This window comes from Ruminiclostridium cellobioparum DSM 1351 = ATCC 15832, from assembly GCF_000621505.1.
In the GTDB taxonomy this organism is placed as follows: domain Bacteria; phylum Bacillota; class Clostridia; order Acetivibrionales; family DSM-1351; genus Ruminiclostridium; species Ruminiclostridium cellobioparum.
In genome coordinates, this window is the sequence record NZ_JHYD01000025.1 from 120889 (window position 1) to 139189 (window position 18301).

At 41.7% G+C, this 18301-nt stretch carries 23 protein-coding genes; 3 read left to right on the forward strand and 20 right to left on the reverse strand.

Features of this window, described 5'->3' with window-relative positions:
* Window positions 1-2 precede the first annotated feature (2 nt).
* From T344_RS0110540 to T344_RS0110605, 15 genes are all read right to left on the reverse strand, one after another.
* Entirely contained in the window at window positions 3-542 is a 540-nt protein-coding gene (locus T344_RS0110540; protein WP_027628674.1) for a YmfQ family protein, read from the reverse strand.
* On the reverse strand, window positions 535-1584 hold the full coding sequence (locus T344_RS0110545; RefSeq protein WP_027628675.1) for a baseplate J/gp47 family protein: 1050 nt from the start codon (window positions 1582-1584) through the stop codon (window positions 535-537). Before T344_RS0110545 ends, T344_RS0110540 begins: the two co-directional genes overlap by 8 nt.
* Complete coding sequence (locus T344_RS0110550) at window positions 1577-2005, reverse strand: DUF2634 domain-containing protein (RefSeq protein WP_027628676.1); 429 nt, start codon at window positions 2003-2005, stop codon at window positions 1577-1579. The genes T344_RS0110545 and T344_RS0110550 overlap by 8 nt, the downstream gene beginning before the upstream one ends.
* A complete protein-coding gene (locus T344_RS0110555) occupies window positions 2002-2262 on the reverse strand; it encodes a DUF2577 family protein (RefSeq protein ID WP_027628677.1) in 261 nt (86 codons plus the stop codon). Before T344_RS0110555 ends, T344_RS0110550 begins: the two co-directional genes overlap by 4 nt.
* Before the next feature lie 10 nt (window positions 2263-2272).
* The gene (locus T344_RS0110560) at window positions 2273-3283 is read right to left on the reverse strand and encodes an XkdQ/YqbQ family protein (protein WP_027628678.1); all 1011 of its coding nucleotides are present in this window, start codon (window positions 3281-3283) and stop codon (window positions 2273-2275) included.
* A gap of 2 nt (window positions 3284-3285) precedes the next feature.
* Window positions 3286-3900 (reverse strand): LysM peptidoglycan-binding domain-containing protein, encoded by a 615-nt coding sequence (locus T344_RS0110565; RefSeq protein WP_027628679.1) that lies wholly within the window; start codon window positions 3898-3900, stop codon window positions 3286-3288.
* 2 nt (window positions 3901-3902) lie between these two features.
* On the reverse strand, window positions 3903-5831 hold the full coding sequence (locus T344_RS0110570; RefSeq protein WP_027628680.1) for a tape measure protein: 1929 nt from the start codon (window positions 5829-5831) through the stop codon (window positions 3903-3905).
* A 14-nt stretch (window positions 5832-5845) separates the two neighbouring features.
* On the reverse strand, window positions 5846-5986 hold the full coding sequence (locus tag T344_RS30995; RefSeq protein ID WP_154669440.1) for a hypothetical protein: 141 nt from the start codon (window positions 5984-5986) through the stop codon (window positions 5846-5848).
* 26 nt (window positions 5987-6012) lie between these two features.
* Window positions 6013-6405 carry a phage tail assembly chaperone gene (locus T344_RS0110575; protein ID WP_027628681.1) on the reverse strand — a complete coding sequence of 131 codons (393 nt, stop codon included), beginning with the start codon at window positions 6403-6405 and terminating at the stop codon, window positions 6013-6015.
* A 59-nt stretch (window positions 6406-6464) separates the two neighbouring features.
* Window positions 6465-6893 carry a phage tail tube protein gene (locus tag T344_RS0110580; protein WP_034861090.1) on the reverse strand — a complete coding sequence of 143 codons (429 nt, stop codon included), beginning with the start codon at window positions 6891-6893 and terminating at the stop codon, window positions 6465-6467.
* 26 nt (window positions 6894-6919) lie between these two features.
* Window positions 6920-7990 (reverse strand): phage tail sheath subtilisin-like domain-containing protein, encoded by a 1071-nt coding sequence (locus T344_RS0110585; protein WP_027628683.1) that lies wholly within the window; start codon window positions 7988-7990, stop codon window positions 6920-6922.
* 4 nt (window positions 7991-7994) lie between these two features.
* Window positions 7995-8450, reverse strand: coding sequence for a phage tail terminator family protein (locus T344_RS0110590; RefSeq protein ID WP_027628684.1), 456 nt, complete (start codon window positions 8448-8450; stop codon window positions 7995-7997).
* On the reverse strand, window positions 8450-8812 hold the full coding sequence (locus T344_RS0110595; protein ID WP_027628685.1) for a hypothetical protein: 363 nt from the start codon (window positions 8810-8812) through the stop codon (window positions 8450-8452). Before T344_RS0110595 ends, T344_RS0110590 begins: the two co-directional genes overlap by 1 nt.
* Before the next feature lie 5 nt (window positions 8813-8817).
* Window positions 8818-9405, reverse strand: coding sequence for a hypothetical protein (locus tag T344_RS0110600; protein WP_027628686.1), 588 nt, complete (start codon window positions 9403-9405; stop codon window positions 8818-8820).
* A gap of 428 nt (window positions 9406-9833) precedes the next feature.
* Window positions 9834-10265 (reverse strand): hypothetical protein, encoded by a 432-nt coding sequence (locus T344_RS0110605; RefSeq protein ID WP_027628687.1) that lies wholly within the window; start codon window positions 10263-10265, stop codon window positions 9834-9836.
* A 286-nt stretch (window positions 10266-10551) separates the two neighbouring features.
* Between T344_RS0110605 and T344_RS0110610 the strand changes: the two genes are divergently transcribed.
* Together T344_RS0110610 and T344_RS0110615 are read left to right on the forward strand one after the other, a co-directional pair.
* Window positions 10552-10869, forward strand: a complete 318-nt coding sequence (locus tag T344_RS0110610) for a helix-turn-helix domain-containing protein (protein WP_027628688.1) — start codon at window positions 10552-10554, stop codon at window positions 10867-10869.
* Entirely contained in the window at window positions 10866-11363 is a 498-nt protein-coding gene (locus T344_RS0110615; protein ID WP_027628689.1) for an ImmA/IrrE family metallo-endopeptidase, read from the forward strand. Before T344_RS0110610 ends, T344_RS0110615 begins: the two co-directional genes overlap by 4 nt.
* Window positions 11364-11394: 31 nt before the next feature.
* On the opposite strand, the gene T344_RS0110620 is transcribed toward T344_RS0110615, so the two are convergent.
* The 5 genes from T344_RS0110620 to T344_RS0110640 all read right to left on the reverse strand — a co-directional run bounded on the left by T344_RS0110620 (window position 11395) and on the right by T344_RS0110640 (window position 17427).
* A complete protein-coding gene (locus T344_RS0110620; protein WP_027628690.1) occupies window positions 11395-11973 on the reverse strand; it encodes a hypothetical protein in 579 nt (192 codons plus the stop codon).
* Between the two features lie 189 nt (window positions 11974-12162).
* Complete coding sequence (araD, locus tag T344_RS0110625) at window positions 12163-12855, reverse strand: L-ribulose-5-phosphate 4-epimerase (RefSeq protein WP_027628691.1); 693 nt, start codon at window positions 12853-12855, stop codon at window positions 12163-12165.
* 42 nt (window positions 12856-12897) lie between these two features.
* Window positions 12898-14505 (reverse strand): xylulokinase, encoded by a 1608-nt coding sequence (locus tag T344_RS0110630; protein WP_027628692.1) that lies wholly within the window; start codon window positions 14503-14505, stop codon window positions 12898-12900.
* Between the two features lie 120 nt (window positions 14506-14625).
* A complete protein-coding gene (locus T344_RS0110635; protein WP_027628693.1) occupies window positions 14626-16107 on the reverse strand; it encodes an L-fucose/L-arabinose isomerase family protein in 1482 nt (493 codons plus the stop codon).
* 225 nt (window positions 16108-16332) lie between these two features.
* Window positions 16333-17427, reverse strand: coding sequence for a GntR family transcriptional regulator (locus T344_RS0110640; RefSeq protein ID WP_027628694.1), 1095 nt, complete (start codon window positions 17425-17427; stop codon window positions 16333-16335).
* Between the two features lie 261 nt (window positions 17428-17688).
* Between T344_RS0110640 and T344_RS0110645 the strand changes: the two genes are divergently transcribed.
* On the forward strand, window positions 17689-18195 hold the full coding sequence (locus tag T344_RS0110645; RefSeq protein WP_027628695.1) for a hypothetical protein: 507 nt from the start codon (window positions 17689-17691) through the stop codon (window positions 18193-18195).
* The last annotated feature ends 106 nt before the right edge of the window (window positions 18196-18301 follow it).

Below are 18301 nucleotides of genomic sequence, written 5' to 3' on the forward strand. Positions count from 1 at the left end.
CATTACCTCACTTTCAGGTTTTCCCATGTATTTTCTTTTACTTGCTGCCATGTCAGTGTTTTTACATAATCCCACATGTTGTATTTAAATGTATACTGAACTTGCAAATGGGCCGGCTTTATTTCTTCAATTGCTTTTTTCAGGTCGTCCAAATTTGGAGGAATACCCTTGATGCCGGTGAATTTCACTGTAAAACTGTATTCACAGGGATTTTCTATAATACTTATTTCTCCGTTATCATAGCTTTGAGCAACAGCCTGCATCAGTTTTACAGTTACGGTGCCAACTCCCCGTATTTTCGATTTGACGACTCCGCGCCTGAAGTCTGTCTCCTTTGTTTCATCAACAGGTATGCCAAGAAATTCTTCCCAGAACTTTAATCCCCAGGTGGCTTTATCAACAAAACACTGGTCCAGGATACCGCTAATCGATGCCCACAAGGAATCAAGTTCTATTCCTTGTGTATCGTATATTGCATTAAACACCTTACTTTTAAGGATAAATTCAGGTATATAGGATTTTAAAGTATCTGCTTTATTCATTTACAGTCACCGTCCCGACAATCGCTACCTCTTCTGCTCCTATTTTTAGGTTGGTAGAACCATCATTTACCGACAGGTTTGAATAGTCCTCAATGCCGGCGCACTGCATTATGGCATTACCGACTTGCGCATAGCTCACATAACTCTGTCTGAAAGCAATTGATTTTAAATAGTCACTAACCTTTGAAACAACTTCCTCTTTTATTTGCTCCAAAGTATGGGAGAAATCTTTTACTACTGTAACATTGATATCTATGACAAGCGGCTGAGCTGCATCTACATCTACTTTGGCACCAATAGGCCTGTTGTTTTCAATCACCGCGGAAACACTTGACACAAGATTCACATTGGCCGGCCTCTTTTCTGTATCTATAACAATTACTTTCACTGTTCCGGGGCCGTCCCAAACGGGAAATACTTTTGCATCACCTATTCCGCCCACGCTTAAGGCCCACAATTTATAATCGTTGGCATTCCCGGATGTCGAAGGCATCCTCACTTTAATCAACAATCTTTGCAGCAGGCTCTGATCACTTTCTATATCGCTTCCGCCAGTAATGGGTTCAATATTCGTTACACCTGTTATTCCTACTACCTGTACAGGCAATTGAATCAAGCTTCCTGCCGGCACATTGTATTTTATTCCTATATCCTCGGCAGTAACCTGTAAATCCAATATCCCTCCGGTTAAAACTCCACTTTCTGCCGTTGTATAAATAAGACCTCCGCTGGTTTGTATCTGAGTTCCTACAGGTATCGTTACCCCGTTATTCCCTGTAAACCTGACACTGCCGGCTGCTCTTGATCCCATAATACGGCTTATTCCGTATTCTCCGGCCCGCATGTCCAGGTAGGTTCCTGATGAGGTCTGTGCAAAAGCCAGTGCCAGCAACCTTTCCAATTGTATATAGCTTTGAGCCAGTTCTACAGAAACAGGTGCCACCGCATCATTTGCAAAGGACCCTTCCGACTTGTCAATATCAGTGCTGATCCTGCCTAACATCCTTTGCTTTATCACTTCCTCGGTTTGAGATTCATACATTTATACCCACCTCCCCTAAATCACTTAATATTGTAAAATCAACGGATATTTTATCCTCTTCAATAGTTGTTGAAAGAATCTTTATTCCCTTGATATGCGGGTTGACTGAAAAAGCCTCTTCAATGTACCTCTTCACTTCACTTTTAACAAATTCCGAAGATATATTGCTGCCAATCAAATTTGCAATTTCCTGTCCATAATCCCAGCTATATGCCAGGTATTTATACCTTTCTGTTACCAAAGCCTTGTATGCCCATATTTTTAATGCCTCCAGGCCTTCTGTTACTTTCTGCCTGCCATCTTCAAATATAAAGTCATTACTCATAAAGTCCCAGGCATACTCCCTTAAAGCAGCATTATCCGTTATTTCCCGGGCTTCCTCCGCCTGCAGCCCTTCTTCTATAGCCGGAAATATACTCATAAACTCACCACCTTGCATATTATAAGAAATACTTTTTTATCAGCCGTAGGGAGTATCGCTACCTCATCACCGTTTTTCAAAGAACCTGTCAGATATTCCGCAGCTTTAAAATCGTCCTTATCAAGCTGCAAGCCATTGACACTGATCAACAAATCAGGAGACGGGTTTATTACTTTCCCCAGCATCACTGAAGGAGGGTTGTATATACTCCCCTCCTTCCTCATTACATCAATTATTAATTTAAAAGGATCATCCATCTTCTTACCCTCACATGTCCCAATGCTTGGAGATATCGGAACTTTTTTTCTTCTTTTTGCTCACAAACGTATTTTCATCCATAACTTCATCAAAATTCAATTCAAGCTGCATGGTATATGCTCCATTTTCCCAGGTGTGGGTGTCGGAATCTATAACAAAACCCTGTATGGTGTCCGAATAAATATCCTTAATTCCAACCAGATACCCGGTTATACAGTCAACATTCCCAACAGCGTTTACGGTTCCGGTCCTTGCAACTCCGTGAAGCATTGCCTTGGCAGCCACAGCTGGATTTGTGCCTTCTTCTTTCTGATAAACATCCTCCAGACGTCCGAAGGCTTTTACCCATTCGGCCTCAATTACCGTCCCGGATACGTTCCCATTTGCGTCAACTATTTTTACGGTATTTATCATGTCCTCGAGACTCTCGCTATAGGTACTGTCTGTTATATCTCTGCTGTCATAAAGTACATAGTCGATTGCCAGACTGCCCTTTTGAATGACCGAAAGCTTATTATCGTCCATTATGACCATATACTTCTTACCGTTTTGTTCGGAAGCTTTATTGTAGGCCTTCATTATTATGTCATAGCAGGTTTCACCAATGGGAATAAAGCTTTGAATTATTCCTGTACCCGCAAATTCTCCGGCCGGTATGCCGAAATCAGCACATATACCGGCTGCTATACGTTCTGCCGTGGTTTTTTTAAAATTGTAGGAAGCTTTGTTTTTTAAAAGATATATTGCACTGTCATAAGCTGTTATTTCAAGTGCATCCCCTTTGCCTGTCCTTGTTTTTACAAATACATACCCTTGGAAAAGTACAGTATTCCCAATTCGAAGTTCAATAATATTACCAAGTTCAACATTAACTTTCGGCAGATAATAATCGGTCGTGGATGACGCAACCGTTATATCAAGTTTTCTTGCCACCTGTGAATATGAGCCGCTCCAGGTGACGCGGGCAACAAGCTCTGTAATGTCTCTCCTGGCTTTGGAATCCTTAACGAAAATCTTCATGCTTACACCACCAATGTCTGTCCCGGATATATCAAATCAGGGTCAGGTATTTTGTTCTTACTCACCAATATGGAGTATTTACTCCCATCCCCATATAACTTTTTTGCTATCGCCCAGAGACAATCCCCGCTTTTAACAGTGTATTTCTTTGGAATTGTTTTTTCAGCCGGTCTTTTAGCTGCCTTTGATTCAGGTGTGATTTTTGAAATGGGAGCACCAGGAAATCTGTATTCCTTTAAGCTTAGGGTAAAATATACATCTCCCGTACAATCTTTTTCTCCATAGCTGAAATTTTCTACGGCACAGGCAAGGTTTACGTTTGTTCCTGTTATAGTAAGTCTTATGGGCCGCAGGGTATCCTTCCATTTTTTAATAAGCTCCACACAGTCATAGGGTTCGGGAAAGCCATTATATGCACAAAACGTATATTCCTGCGCCGGGAAGAAGGAGGAAATCTCAATCTCGGCCAATTTACCCCTGCCTATTACAGCAATTTCACCATAGCTGTTAATATCCAGCACATTGACATTTGTTCCATGGCTTATCTGGAATTCCTGAGGCGGCACGGGCAGCCGTAAAATATCTTCCCTGTTATTGTATGACAACCAAAATTCCATAACTATACCCCTCCTGTGTTCAGGCTGTATTTATACAGCTTTAAAGCCAATCTTTCGGTGACTTTCTCTATGTCGGCCTCTTCTCTTATTACCAGATGGTCGGCAAGCTTTGCTATGTTTATGGAGAACCCTGCCGTTTTGTTGGCTTCCTGCTTTGTGAGTACCCTCTCCCCCTCATGCAGCAGTGCCGGATAATTGTTGTATGGCACCCTGCCGACACCAAATGCATACGGCATAGCCTTTGAGCTTTTTATGTAGGATTCATAGATGCTTCCATTGCCTAACGAACTGGATTTTTTCATTTGCTCGGCTTCATTGATCTCTTTTCCCATGTCCTCTACCAGGCTTGAGGCTTTCCCGTCCGCAGACCCAAATAGTCTGCTGCCTATGCCTTTAAGCATCCCTCCGAACATTGTCCAGCCGACTTTAAATCCAATTTCGGAAAATCTGGGATAGTTTTTGAACAATGCTTCTATCAGAATTTCCACAGCCTTATCCGCCATGTTTGAAAAGATCTCATATATCTTGCTTCCGCCCTCTCCATCAAACCATGCTTTTATTGAGGTATATATCTTGTCCAGGATCATTTTGATTTTCTCTCCAAAATCCACTTTTTGAAACTGCTCATCGCCAAATAGCTTTTCAAAAAAGTTTACCAGCCGGTCCGCATTGTTTCCGAGAAATTCTCCTATGGATTTCCCAACATTCTGGATATTCTGCCTAAACAAATCCATTCCGGTTCCGTTTTTGGTCAGCTTGTCGGTAAACCTTTGAAGACTTGGCAATATACCCTGCCTTATCCCTTCCCCGAAGGATCCCAATATATTTAAGGTTACAAACTTCTTTATATTTCCGAGCGTGGCTAAAAACGTTCTTGACTGCTTCTCCATATTACCGCTGAAATCCTGTCTCATACCGTTCCGGATTGCTCTGATGGCCTTATCAGCGGGTAATAACCCTTCTTCTGCAAGATTTTTTGCCTGGTCAGCCGACTTTTCTATCCCCTTAGCCACATATTCCCATGCATCAATTCCGTTGTCGGCCAGCATATCCATTTCCTGGGCCGATACCTTTCCTTTTCTCTGCATCTGTCCCAGGGCATTGATTATATTGTCAACACCTTCCTGACCTTTGCCGGTACCTGCAGCCGCATCTCCGGCGTCCTGCAGCAGGCTTATCATGTCATTCTGTTTAAACCCCTTTAAAAGCGCAGCTTGAGTTGTCCTGGCCAGATCCGAAAATTCAAACGGTGATTTTATGGAGAAATCCTTTAAATCCTCCATCATTTTCTGCCCATTTTTGCTGTTTTTGAGCATCATTTCAAATACCGTTTGCGTCTGCTCCATCTCACCAGCAATATTAAGCATCGATATACCTGCATTTGCAGCACTGTTTACGACTCCTGTCACATAATTAAAGATATTCAGAAGGTTGCCGGCAATCCCTTTTATGGGATCAAATATTGATTCTCCGCTTCCGGACGATGATTTTCCTTCGCTTGCCAGAGCTGTTTTTTTATTTTCTGCCGACATACCTTGAAGGTCTATTTCCTTCTTGTTGACTTTATCCATATCAGCATCCAATTTTTTAATGTTTCTCTCTAAGTTTTTTATTTCCTTATTTGCACCATCAGTGGAAAATTGCAGCTTGATTTTTCTTGAAACTGCATCATGAATTCTCTTCTTCATCGCATCAGAGTGTCTGCCTGTTTTATCAAATTCCTTTTGCGCATCCCTTAGGGTATTTGTCAGATTCTTTCCTGCCGCCTTTGTATCAATTTTCAACTGCAATTTATTTGAGTAAAGCATACCCAATTGTTTGTATAGCTCCTGACTCTCCCTCTGGAAATTTTTTTGCTGTTTCATCATGTTATTAAGCGCCTGTGTAAAATTGTCTTTCAGCGCAAATATGCTCTTTACTTCATCTGCCACAATGTCACCTCCTTTTAAAGAACGTTTATATAAGAATTCTTTTCATCCTCTATTTCCTGCCTGGCAAACGCATCTATTACCATCCAATCAGCCTCGGACTGGTTCCAGAAGACAGATGGACGAATACTTTTGTCTTTTTTCCAGCAATAGTACATTAAGCTGGTCCGTCCATCCGTCCTTATCAGTTTTTTATTTCTTGTACCGTATCTCCTCCGAAGCCGGACAGTTCAGATATGATTTCAAATATCCTGTTTATTTCTCCCGGACGCAGCAGCTTTTTAACCAGTTCTTTGGGTGTTGCAGCCTTAAACCTGCCCATCAGCTCGTCGCTTTTAAAGTTGGGGTTTTTTACACCTTCAATGATGGTGAATATCTGCAGTTCAAGTGTATCGATTTCATCCCCGTTTGTTGCACTTTCCTTTATCTGAACGTATTTGTCCATTGACAGACTGCAGCAGGTGAATACCACCTTTTCTCCGGTTTCTTCAGAGAGCCTTTTCATTTCAATATCCCTGGTCGATGCCTCAAGCCTGCTTTCATCCATTGTCAGTAAAATATCCATTACATTTTTCATTGTCTTTCCCTCCGTTTTATATAAAGTTCAATAAAGGGACGGATTATCCGTCCCTCTTATTATTGTGGTGCTACCACGTCCATAAAGTAGAAATCTTCAAATGTGAAAGGGCAGTCAACTTCCCCATTTTTCTGAGCGGCCCAATCCGCAAGGGTCAAATCATCGAATGAAGCATTTCTCAGCACTATTCTTTCGGCACCGTATGCAGCCGGGTCTGCCAGCTTTGAAACAATAGTGACCTTGATATCCTGACCTGTTCTTATAAGAGTCCCGATCTTTATTGCCATACGTGAGTTAACCTTATTTAACTTCATAGAGCCTTTACCTTCCCATCCGGATAATTTTTTACCCGGCGTAGCTCTGCCGCACATGGGAACGTCTTCTTTTTTAATATCAATTTTTGCCTGAAGAGCAGTGCATTCGGAAATTTTCTCTCCATCCATCCAAACCTCTCCCCAGCTTCCGTTCATTACTTTTGATGCATCCATCTGTCAGTCACCTCTTCTCCTCTTCTTTATATAGCCATTACCAGTGATATATCCTCAATGGCATCCAGCGGTTTTATAGCCCCTCCCAGGAATACCTTGTCGTTAGTGTTGTACTCCTTTACTTCCTGGTCGCTAAGGTTATCTGTATTTACTCCGATTGATTTCAGATATATCTTCTGGGCAGTGATATCTATATTGGCTGAATTTTCAGCATTGCCGTCCAATAGCTGGTCTGCTGCAAGACCTTCCAGATAACCGTTAATTGCTGTAATAAGAAGTACCTTGTTATCATAGCTGTTGGGGTACTTGCCTATGTAACTGTCCTCGGCCGTCCTCTTTATATCACTGTAGATCAGATCAAGAATATCAATTATTTTGACCTTTTTGTAAACCTCGCCTTTGTCTGCGGTAGTAGATACAAGTGAATTTACCGCTCTTGCCACCTTTACCTTCTCACCGTCGTTGAATATCTCAAATTTACCGCTGTCAATGGCGGTATCCAGCTGTGTTTTGGTAAGCCTTGGTGAAACATCGGTAACTTCGGGCAGCACCTGGAATGTAGCTGATATGTTGAGCGGTGTTCCTGCCAGCAGCCCGGCTATACGCGGAGCATACTCCACATTGGTGTATGATACGGAACCGGCTTTTATTGTCCCTGTTGTAAAGTTTATAATCCCTTCGTGATCTGCCGCTATTCCCGGTAAAACAGCCTTTACCTTTTTGTTCAGGCTCTCTCTGAGAGATTTTGTCCAGGCTGCAATTCCCGCCATCTCATCTGCCTCTATGCCCACTACCGCCAGGTAGTCCCACTTGGCCGTTTCTAGATATGCCTGTGCCTCTGTGTAATCTGTACTTGCTAAAGGCTGTACATAAATAAGTACTTTTGACGGAGGCTTGACTCCCCCGGTAAACGCCAACTGAATGGCAGCCTTGTTGGCATCGGACAGATCAGAAGGTGTATCTGCAACCGTCAGGAGTTCCTTAAAGCCATTATTTGTGCTGTCCTTCATGATTAGCGCAACTATGCCCCTCTCTCCTCTTTTTATTGCACTTACTGCTGCTGATTTAAATGCTATGCTGATGTTAGGTAATCCCATCTTTTTAATCCTCCTTTACATTTATTATGATTTCTTTTGCTTTCTGCAGATTTTGTGTATTTTCTTCTCTTAAATTGAAGTATTCAAAATCCACAGTAAAATTGACCCTGTTTTCCCTTAGTTCCGCCCTGAAGCCTTGCTCCGAAAGCTTTATCATCTGATTTTTTACCGGTATATACCCATTCTTGAAAAGGCTTTTTACAGTTTCATATACACTTGACTTTTCGGCTATCCCAGTGATTCCGTAAGCATTTTGTGTTCCAAAATATATAATCTGAAAGGATGACCGCTCCTTTGTTGTTGATCTGTTGGAATCCTCCCAGGTATCAGATATTAACTGAATATAAAAAGAAGGTCTTTTAAAGTTTTGGGGTATATTGTCTATATAAAAACTATGCTCAGGAAATGCGGACAGCAGAGAAATATTTATTGCATCCATGATATCTTCAATTGTTATCATTAAACACTCCTTTTCAAAGAAATGCCGCATTCCAGATGACCCCGGACTTTGTACGGAATTGAAGCAATGTACTTTTCCGAACCTGTCAATATGACCTCTTTGGTCTTTTCGTCGACTGTTACCGGCATACATACAATATCTCCTGCTTTTATGTCCATTTCCCCAGGACCGTACAAAACCAGTTCCATGCTTATTTCTGCCTGAGGAGTCTCCTGCCTGTAGCTTCCCCTCTTCTTCCACGGCCATGGCAGGCTTGTACAGCACGGATAAGGTCCTTTTTGAATTGTGGCAGTATCAGGCCGGTTTAAATATCCGGTACCCGTCACATTCCTGTAAATAATGCATTTTTGATTGTATCTCATCCTCTTCAGCCCCTTTTTTTGTACAGGTCAAGTATAAGTTTTATGGAAGCCGGGATATCGTTCAGATATTTCTCGGCAAAATCTCCCGACCTGCGCTCTGCCAGTCCTTCAGCATCCCTGTTCAGATATTTCATTGTTGTCAGGTCAATGCATGCACCTTCCAGGTCATATGGCAGGGTTCTGGGCCGTTCTTCCGACTGGTCCTTTGGAAGAATGTATCCCGACTCATACTTCACCAATATATTTCTTCTGTCGCTTGCAGGCCAGCCAAGCTCCCGGAATAAAACAGCTGTACCCGCCTCATTGTTATTCTCGGTATCCAACTCCCGTATGTCTATTTCGTTTCCTTCTACAAGTACCGACAGCACCTCTCCCGCCGGATAATGCCTGAGCGGCAAAGTGTCGCTTCCTGTTCCCGCAAGCTTTTCTTCCCTTATCTCATTATTGAATTTTCTTCCCGTATAGGTTTCAATGAATTGTGAAACCTCGTTGATTTTTTGGTTTATAAGGTCATCGTTTATGTCAATCAGGCACCCGTTAAGATTACTTTTTACTGCTGCGGCAGTTGTTAATGCATTGCTGGCTAATTCCATGTTTATCACCTCCCAGCGGTTTTAGTTCTTTGTTCCCTTACTGTTCATCCCCGGTAACAGAACATAATTCTTTTAATGGCGTTCCCGGTCTATGCGGCTTTCAATTATTAATTAATTTTTAAGACTTTTTTCATTTTCTTTCTCCTCCTTTTTATTTTTTCGAGCTCAAGCTTTTCTGATCAGTTCTATATTTAATAAAGCTGAATTATTATCCTCAGCCGGGGATGCATTTGCAATTGTTTCTTTAGCCTTGCAGGTTTACCATTTATTCACTGCGGCTCAGCAGTTATATTCATTGTTCGAATTTTTGAGCAGCAAAAAGGAGAGTATGTTTCAACTCTCCTGAACACGCTGTTTATACGCTGCTTTCGTGTGAAAATATATTTTTTGATAATACAATTATATAGCTTTTGATGTGCTAATGGGTGCTAATCATTTATACTTTTCATAAATTTATCATGCTTCAATCTTACCGAGGATGTTCCATAGTTCATACACTGCCCTATCTGTTCCCATATAAGCCCGTCTATATATTTGTATGTAAGTATCTGTCTTAAATCACTGTCATCAATACTTTGTATGAAATCTATAGCCTCATCGATCCTGCCGTAAAGTTCATGATATTTATCACTGATCTTCTTTCCTATTGCATCTCTCTTCCTGATACATTCTTCAGACATTTGTTCACAGCCGACAAGGGTAAATGACCGGGGCAAATATGGAAATTGTGCCATACTCCCCCTGACCCTGTCAGTGACGATTGTCTCATTATCTCCATAGTTTAATTCCCTGAGTTTTTCTCTAAGCTGTTCCACTTCTCTTTTCAATTTTATAATTTCATTGAGCCGTTCTTTAGTCATAGCTTCCTCCTAATAATGTTTGCAATATATCCCCGGTACACTAATTTTCATGGTCGGTATTATTATTTTAATTTTAGAGCTAAAAGCATTGACAAGCATTAGACTATGGTCTATGATGGATGTATGCCCTTTTCCATTTGCAGCAATAATCTTGTTGCCAGGGTACTGTATTTAATTATTTTTTTATAATACAATTTTGTCGATTTATTTAGCTATAGAAATATTATATAGACTGTAGACTAATAAGTCAATATAATTTCCAAATATCTTAGATTGGAGTCTATATATGAATTTATTTGATAGGATTAAAAGTCTATGTGAAGAAAAAGATGTTTCAATATCCCGGCTTGAGCAGGAAACAGGTCTGGCAAACGGAAGTATTAGAAAGTGGTCTAATGCTGTTCCTTCCGGCGACAGGCTGGCCAAGGTTGCAGATTATTTTAATGTCACTACGGATTACCTGCTGGGACGGGATATTTCAGCCACGGTTGCCGCCCACCGCACCGACGGGTATGGTGACGATCTGCCGCCTGAGGCACAGGAAGAATTAAAAAATTACATTGACTATCTTAAGGTAAAATATAAGAAGAAGGACAATAAATGATAAAAACCCTTGATAAGAAAGAAGCCCTGCTTAATGAATGTAAGGAACTTGGGATAAATGTGGTTTCCAATACCCTCCCGGACAACGTAAAGGGTCTATACTATTCTGACAGTGAAACAGAACCGGTAATCACTCTGAATCCAAGTATTGATACCCAATCCGAACTCTGCTGTGTAATTGCCGAGGAACTTGGGCATTATCACACCTCCTGCGGAAATCTGCTGTCCGGGGATACCGACAGGATTGTCGTACTCCAGCAGGAAAGCAGAGCACGAAGGTGGGCTTATGAAAAGCTTATTCCGCTGGAAAAGTTCATTGAAGCCTATAATATTGGTATCCGGAACAGTTATGAACTATCCCAGTTTCTTGATGTCACAGAAGAATTTTTGGAGGAGTGTATCTGCAATTATAAAGCAAGGTATGGGATATATAAGGTTTTGGGTAAATACATTATATATTTTGAGCCTCTTGGAGTACTGAGAAGCTTTGATTAGAATACTGCTTATACTATCATAGCTATATAGCTTATGGGAGTCTGATTATCTCTTTTTCAACCGTACCGTTACCGCCGAACCCATAGGTAAGCTCTACCGTATTGTTATTTATCCATGTCAAAATATAATCTTTGTTTGTGAAAGGTCTGTACCCATTGTCGGTAAGTATCTTTGCATTTATTTTTTTTACAAAAAACATGTTGTCTTTAATATAAAAATCACTCCAGCCTGCCAAAAGCCAGGTATTTTCTTCGACAATAAGGGTATTGGAATTATCCGGAGAATTAAAATAAAAATATTTTGAATCTATTCTGTCAATTAAGCCAAAGGAGCTGATCAAAAGTAAAGCCAATATACCGACAACGGTAGTCAGCACGATCAGCCATACCTTCGGTATTAAGATCAATTCAAGCAGGATCAGTAATAGAAGAATAAGGACATTTATTGCAGGGTTGAGTATATGCCGGCAAAAATCGGCAGTTATCAGATATATATAATTCCTTGACAGTATAACCAGAGTAATTTTAAATAAAACCATTATTATCAATAATACGGATAGCCCTATAGCTGCTCTTTTGTTTCCCTGACGTGTATTGAAGATACTTTTCATAACCTGTGCCTCATATGACCGAATTTTCTAATGTATATACCGATATCGGTTATTATAACACAATAATATATTTTAACTAATATATTTTTATTAATGCATAAATAAGGCCTCCGGGAACCTGATCAGTATCCCGAAAGCCTCTATACATCGCGGAGCAGAAAACGCTATAGCCAAACCGGCTCTTTCCTGCTACTTCTTCTGTCCATAATAAGCTCCCGCCCCGTGCTTGCGCAGAAAATGCTTGTCAAGCAGCACCTGTGGCATGGCAGTTACAGCTGGATTCAGCTGTTTACACTGAATTGCCATCATAGCCACCTCTTCCAGCACAACAGAATTGTGTACCGCTTCGGCAGCATTTTTCCCCCAGGTAAACGGAGCATGGTTTTTTACAAGCACAGCGGGTATATAATTGGGGTTCAGCTCTTTAAAGGTTTCAATTATTACTACTCCTGTATTAGCCTCATACGCAGACTCTATTTCGGCCCTGGTCATTTCACGCGTACATGGAATTTCACCATAGAAGTAGTCTGCATGGGTTGTTCCATATGCCGGGATTCCAATACCCGCCTGTGCAAATGAAGTTGCCCATCTTGAATGTGTATGGCATACTCCCCCTATATCGGGGAAGGCATTGTACAGAGCCACATGTGTGGGAGCATCGGAGGAGGGTTTCAAATCCCCCTCTACAACCTTGCCTGTCAGGTCAATCAACACCATATCCTCTACCTTCATAACATCATAATCAACACCGCTGGGCTTGATAGCAATAAGACCCTTTTCCCTGTCAATACCGCTTGCATTTCCCCAGGTATAGGTCACAAGCCCGCGTACGGGGAGCTCCAGGTTTGCTTCCAGTACTGCCTGTTTCAGTTGTTCCAACATATATATTCACCTCAAAATCATTCATTACCAGTCTATAAAATCTTATCTCAGATTGTTAACGGCAGCTCTTTCAATATCCAGACCCTTTGTATAGCGTTTCAAAAATTCATTAAAGCCGGCAACCTCAGCCGGATCAGGCGCGATGGAATTCCCCTGTTCCCCGTCAAAAACCTCACGTTTAAGGAAGTCCTCCAGCGATTCATTTTCATTCCGGTTGACCATATATGAACCGAGCAGGGCAATCCCCCATGCTCCGCCCTCTCCCGCAGTTTCCATGACAGATACAGGAACATTAACAGCCGCTGCCATGATCTTCTGTCCCACCAGCTTTGTCTTGAAGAACCCGCCGTGTCCCATCAATTCGTCCAGCTTAACCGCTTCTTTTTCCAGAAGGATATTCATACCTGTTTTAAGCGCTCCCAGTGCCGTATACAAATTCACACGCATAAAATTGGCAAGGTTGAAGTTACTGTTTGCCGAACGCACAAACATGGGACGACCCTCTTCAAAATGTGTAATATGCTCTCCGGAAATGTATCCATAGGCCAGTAAGCCTCCGCAGTCCGGGTCACCCTGGAGCGCCGCGCCAAGCAGGGTATCATAAAGCCTGGGTTTGTCTACATTCAGTCCCAGTGCCTTCACAGCCTCTGCAAACAAACCCATCCATGCGTCATAATCCGAGGTACAATTATTTGAGTGCACCATGGCCACCAGCTTGCCATCAGGTGTTGTTACCAGATCAATCTCCGAATATGCCCTGGACAGCTCCTTCTCCAGTACGACCATTGCAAAAACCGATGTACCTGCCGACACATTTCCTGTACGGGCCGATACACTGTTGGTAGCCACCATGCCGGTTCCCGCATCCCCCTCCGGCGGACAAAGCGGAATTCCCGGCTGCAGCTGACCGGAAACATCCAGCAGCTTTGCTCCGTCTGCTGTGAGCTCTCCCGCTTTGGTTCCTGCAACCAAAACCTTTGGAAAGATATTTTCCAGCTGCCATGGGATATTGTCCGCACTGACAAGTTGATTGAACTGCTTGATCATTCGCATATTGAAATCCCTGGTATCCACATCAATAGGAAACATACCCGAGGCATCGCCAACTCCCAAAACCTTCTGTCCCGTCAGTTTCCAATGTATATAGCCGGCTAGCGTTGTGATGTAGTCTATATTGGAAACATGCTCTTCCTTATTCAAAATGGCCTGGTAAAGATGGGCGATGCTCCACCTTTGGGGAATCGGATAGCCAAACAGCCCGGTCAGAGCTTCCGAAGCCTGACCGGTTATGGTATTGCGCCATGTGCGGAATGGCGTTAAAAGCTTTTCTTCCTTATCAAAAACCATATATCCGTGCATCATGGCACTGATACCGATTGAGCCGGTAGTTTGAATGGTTACACCGTACTTTAACTTTACACTCTCAGCCAGCTTATTGTAGCTGCTCTGTACACCCTTCCAGATATCCTCCAGGCTGTATGTCCAGACATTGTTGAGATAACTGTTTTCCCAGTCATGACTGCCCGAAGCAATTGATTTGTTACCCTCAGCCACAAGAACCGTTTTGATTCGTGTGGAGCCCAGTTCAATCCCGATTGCAGTCTGCCCGTTGACAATGGCATTTTTAATATCCTTCAATTCTAAACTCATTTTTTTCCTCCCCAAAGTTTGCTTATTGATACAAACAGGATGCTATTCAATGCTAACTACTATATTTATTCGCCGTTGACCGGATTAATATTACTGCCCCATTTTATTTACCTGCTTTATTTATTTAAATGGATTCTCATCTTTGTAAAGCATGGCTGCAGGCTGATTAAATGCAACATCACTTACACCCAGAAGCTTCATGGCAGCAAACAGAAGCTTGCCCACATGTTTGAAGGCCACTCCCCCGTGGTGAGGATATCTCCCGGCTATAAGTACGTGCCTGTAGAATCTGCCCATCTCTTTTATTGCAAATATTCCTATACCTCCAAAGGATTTAGGATCTACATCGATTATTTCACCTTCGGCAACATAACTTCTCAGCTGGCTGTCCGCTGTTCCCTGAAGTCTGAAGAAAGTGATATCCCCGGGTCTGATGGCTCCTTCCAGGGTACCTCTTGAAATATCGGGCTCCTTGTCAGGTTCAAGCAATCTGCGCATTATGAGCTGATACTTCATTGAACATTCCTTCATATGACATGAAGGTGTATTTCCGCAGTGGAAACCCATGAACAAATCGGTAAGTGAATAACCTGCGAACTTGCTCTGATTATTTGCATACATGTCCTTAGGCACCGTGTTGTTTATATCGAGCAGTGTTGCCGGCAGCTGTGTGGCACATGTGATTATATACTCGCTTAATGCGCCGTAAATGTCTGTTTCGCATGCAACAGGTATCCCTATTGAAGCAAGTCTGGAATTCACGTAGCAGGGAACAAACCCGAACTGTGTCTGGAAAGCCGGCCAGCATTTATTTGCAAAAACTACATATTCGGAAGCACCTTTATGGTCCTCAGCCCAATCCTTCAATGTAAGCTCATATTGTGCCAGCTTTGGAAGAATTCCGGGATAACCGTTTCCGTCCCCCAGCTCTTGTTCCATTTCTTTTATTACTGCGGGAATCCTCGGGTCATCCTTATGGTTGTTAAAAGCCTCAAAAAGGTCAAGCTCCGAGTTTTCCATCACCTCAACCCCCAGGTCGAACAAAGGCTTGATAGGTGCATTACATGCCAGGAAATCATGCGGTCTTGGGCCAAAAGTGAATATTTTCAATTTTGAAAGCCCCAGTAAAATTCTTGCAATAGTTTCAAAATCAGCAACCATATCTGCTATTTCTTCGGGAGTTCCAACCGGATACTCGGGAATATACGGATTCAATTTTCTGAGAGCCAGGTTATATGAGGCATTAAGCATACCGCAGTACGCATCTCCGCGTCCATTGATCAGATTACTCTCGGTTTCTTCAGCCGCAGCCACGAACATTACAGGACCGCCGAATTTTTGAGCAAGTATGGTCTCAGGTCCTTCAGGTCCGAAATTTCCGAGGTATACCACCAGCGCGTTTGTTCCTGAAGCCTTCAGTTCCTGCAAAGCCTTCAGTACATCCTTTTCATTTTCAACCGCCGTGTTTGCTTCAAAAATTTCAATGCTTTTTTCAGTACAGACTTTAACAACTGCTTTACGCCTTTCCACGCTCAATTCCACCGGAAAACAGTCCCTGCTTACCGAAACAATCCCAAGCTTTACTTTTGGAATATTATTCATTTAATTAGCCCCCCTAATTTTTTAATAAATTATTTATATTTCACTTCAAACGTATCAAATTAATCAACATATCAACTTTAAGCTGCAGGCATTTAATATAAAGCGGTATAATATTAGTATGCTCATGCGTACAAGTCATTCTAAAAATTTTAAACTGAATAAATGATTATCTAAATATCTAAATGATCTAATTTTTATTGCCAAATCAGAAATTGAATACTCAACCTACCTCTTTATGCAGGATTCCTTGATTATAAGCTCGGGTACAATAATCTTCTGTACCGGGTTATCCAAATAATTATTATCTTTGAGCATTTCCAGGAGCAGTTCAGCTGCCGCCTCTCCCAGCTTCTCTTTAGGGTGGCTGACACTGGTGATCCTGACCGGACAGTTTGCAGAAAAGTAGGAGTCATCAAAGCCTGTAATTGAAATATCTTCAGGTACTTTGACACCCAGGCTGTTCAGCAGTTCGTATACCCTGAATGCAATTTCGTCATTATAGCAGGCTATAGCGTCAACTCCGCTCTTATTCTCTATCATCTGCCTGATGACATTATAGGGTTTTACCTCCCTGTCCTCGGTGTGAAACCATATTACCTGATCGGGATTATATGGCAGACCGGCTTCACTGATGCCTCTTGCGTACCCCTTGTGCCTTTCCAGCCCCTGTATATCATCAGCTTTAAATATCCCTACTATCTTTTTATGTCCCAGCCCTGTCAGATATTCTACCGCGGAATACATTCCCTTTGCATCATCCAGCAGCACATGGGATTTGCTTTCCAGCTTCTGATAGTAACCGTGAATAAAAATATAAGGTATGTGATGTTTGTCCAAAGCCTCATAATACTGCAGGTTGTTGGAAAACAACGCACTTTTGGTGGGTTCTATAATAAGTCCTTCAATATTTTTCTGCAGCACATCCTCCAGACAAAGTGCTTCCTTTTCGGTATTGTTGTTGGTGTTCTTCAGCATAATGCTGTAGCCGTTACCTGAGAGCACACTGTCAATCCCCTGAATGACCTTTGGAAAAATGTATTCCGAAATATAGGTGGTAATTACGCCGATATTCCGGGAATCATTTCTTTTTCTGCTCCTGTCCATGCAGTAGGTCCCCCTGCCGTGTTCGGTATAAAGGTAACCTTCATTAACAAGCATGGAAATGGCTTTCCTCACCGTGTGCCTGCTCAAAGACAGTTTTTCGGCCAGCATGTTTTCAGAGGGTATCTGCTCTCCGGGCCGGATTCTTCCCAACAGTATTTCTCCCTTTAAATACTCCATGAGCTTATAGTATTTAGTCTGGTTGTCACTTTTTTGCATTATATTCTCCTGAAAAACAACTTGTACGTACATCTATATTATACATTAATATTTAAATTGTGCAATATTTGCAGTTCAATTTTTATTCTTAATTATACAATATTATATCCTGTAAAATCAAAATAAAAAAGCCGGCAATAGTTGTATGATGAATCAATACAAAAAATTGCAGCCTTATATTAACCTCCTCCTCATTATGTGCATATAATTATGTATACCACTATTTAATTATTGATGATTTATTATCGAGGAGTGAATATTATGGAACCAGCCACCAGTCCGGTAACCGAATTAGCTGTCAGACTAAAGGAAGTCAGTATTAAAAATACCGCAGAGGCCATATATAATAAAATTAACCTTGTAAAACAAATACAGAATGACAAACAGACCATAAACGTACTTGAAGAGATAATTAACGACCTGACAACCGATAAAAACGAACTTATTCAAATAACCAAGTGTTACGAACAGGAGTTCCTGTCACAGGACATATCCGATGAGGACATTGAGTATATAACCAAGGAATTGCTCCCCATTATAACGACTTTTCTGCCTTTCAGCGGCGGTGACAGTGAATTTGTTTCTACAATACAAAAGATATTGTCGGCTGAAACCTTTAAAATATTAAAACTGCTTGGATTCAATTATAAGGAAGCTATAGGCCAGCCTCTGACCAACCTTGTAGCCCAGGCTATACAAAATCAGAACCAGAACCAGAGCCAAAATACTAATAAATATCCGGTTAACAAGGGATATAGCAGAAAATAATTTACAGCTCACAAAGTACATGTTGAAATTTGTAAAATTTCAGCCATGTACTTTTAATAGAGCTTCTCATTTAATAGAGCTTCTCATTTTTTAAGTTGCCCTACCT

What these genes read in the sequence shown, in the direction of transcription:
- T344_RS0110645 (WP_027628695.1), top strand. Translation starts at nt 17,689, where the DNA reads ATGGAACCAGCCACCAGTCCGGTAACCGAATTAGCTGTCAGACTAAAG.
- T344_RS0110585 (WP_027628683.1), bottom strand. Translation starts at nt 7,990, where the DNA reads ATGGGATTACCTAACATCAGCATAGCATTTAAATCAGCAGCAGTAAGT.
- T344_RS0110630 (WP_027628692.1), bottom strand. Translation starts at nt 14,505, where the DNA reads ATGAGTTTAGAATTGAAGGATATTAAAAATGCCATTGTCAACGGGCAG.
- T344_RS0110550 (WP_027628676.1), bottom strand. Translation starts at nt 2,005, where the DNA reads ATGAGTATATTTCCGGCTATAGAAGAAGGGCTGCAGGCGGAGGAAGCC.
- T344_RS0110540 (WP_027628674.1), bottom strand. Translation starts at nt 542, where the DNA reads ATGAATAAAGCAGATACTTTAAAATCCTATATACCTGAATTTATCCTT.
- T344_RS0110615 (WP_027628689.1), top strand. Translation starts at nt 10,866, where the DNA reads ATGATAAAAACCCTTGATAAGAAAGAAGCCCTGCTTAATGAATGTAAG.
- T344_RS30995 (WP_154669440.1), bottom strand. Translation starts at nt 5,986, where the DNA reads ATGTACTATTGCTGGAAAAAAGACAAAAGTATTCGTCCATCTGTCTTC.
- T344_RS0110575 (WP_027628681.1), bottom strand. Translation starts at nt 6,405, where the DNA reads ATGAAAAATGTAATGGATATTTTACTGACAATGGATGAAAGCAGGCTT.
- T344_RS0110640 (WP_027628694.1), bottom strand. Translation starts at nt 17,427, where the DNA reads ATGCAAAAAAGTGACAACCAGACTAAATACTATAAGCTCATGGAGTAT.
- T344_RS0110545 (WP_027628675.1), bottom strand. Translation starts at nt 1,584, where the DNA reads ATGTATGAATCTCAAACCGAGGAAGTGATAAAGCAAAGGATGTTAGGC.
- T344_RS0110590 (WP_027628684.1), bottom strand. Translation starts at nt 8,450, where the DNA reads ATGATAACAATTGAAGATATCATGGATGCAATAAATATTTCTCTGCTG.
- T344_RS0110635 (WP_027628693.1), bottom strand. Translation starts at nt 16,107, where the DNA reads ATGAATAATATTCCAAAAGTAAAGCTTGGGATTGTTTCGGTAAGCAGG.
- T344_RS0110620 (WP_027628690.1), bottom strand. Translation starts at nt 11,973, where the DNA reads ATGAAAAGTATCTTCAATACACGTCAGGGAAACAAAAGAGCAGCTATA.
- T344_RS0110555 (WP_027628677.1), bottom strand. Translation starts at nt 2,262, where the DNA reads ATGGATGATCCTTTTAAATTAATAATTGATGTAATGAGGAAGGAGGGG.
- T344_RS0110605 (WP_027628687.1), bottom strand. Translation starts at nt 10,265, where the DNA reads ATGACTAAAGAACGGCTCAATGAAATTATAAAATTGAAAAGAGAAGTG.
- T344_RS0110565 (WP_027628679.1), bottom strand. Translation starts at nt 3,900, where the DNA reads ATGGAATTTTGGTTGTCATACAATAACAGGGAAGATATTTTACGGCTG.
- T344_RS0110600 (WP_027628686.1), bottom strand. Translation starts at nt 9,405, where the DNA reads ATGGAATTAGCCAGCAATGCATTAACAACTGCCGCAGCAGTAAAAAGT.
- araD (WP_027628691.1), bottom strand. Translation starts at nt 12,855, where the DNA reads ATGTTGGAACAACTGAAACAGGCAGTACTGGAAGCAAACCTGGAGCTC.
- T344_RS0110595 (WP_027628685.1), bottom strand. Translation starts at nt 8,812, where the DNA reads ATGAGATACAATCAAAAATGCATTATTTACAGGAATGTGACGGGTACC.
- T344_RS0110560 (WP_027628678.1), bottom strand. Translation starts at nt 3,283, where the DNA reads ATGAAGATTTTCGTTAAGGATTCCAAAGCCAGGAGAGACATTACAGAG.
- T344_RS0110610 (WP_027628688.1), top strand. Translation starts at nt 10,552, where the DNA reads ATGAATTTATTTGATAGGATTAAAAGTCTATGTGAAGAAAAAGATGTT.
- T344_RS0110580 (WP_034861090.1), bottom strand. Translation starts at nt 6,893, where the DNA reads ATGGATGCATCAAAAGTAATGAACGGAAGCTGGGGAGAGGTTTGGATG.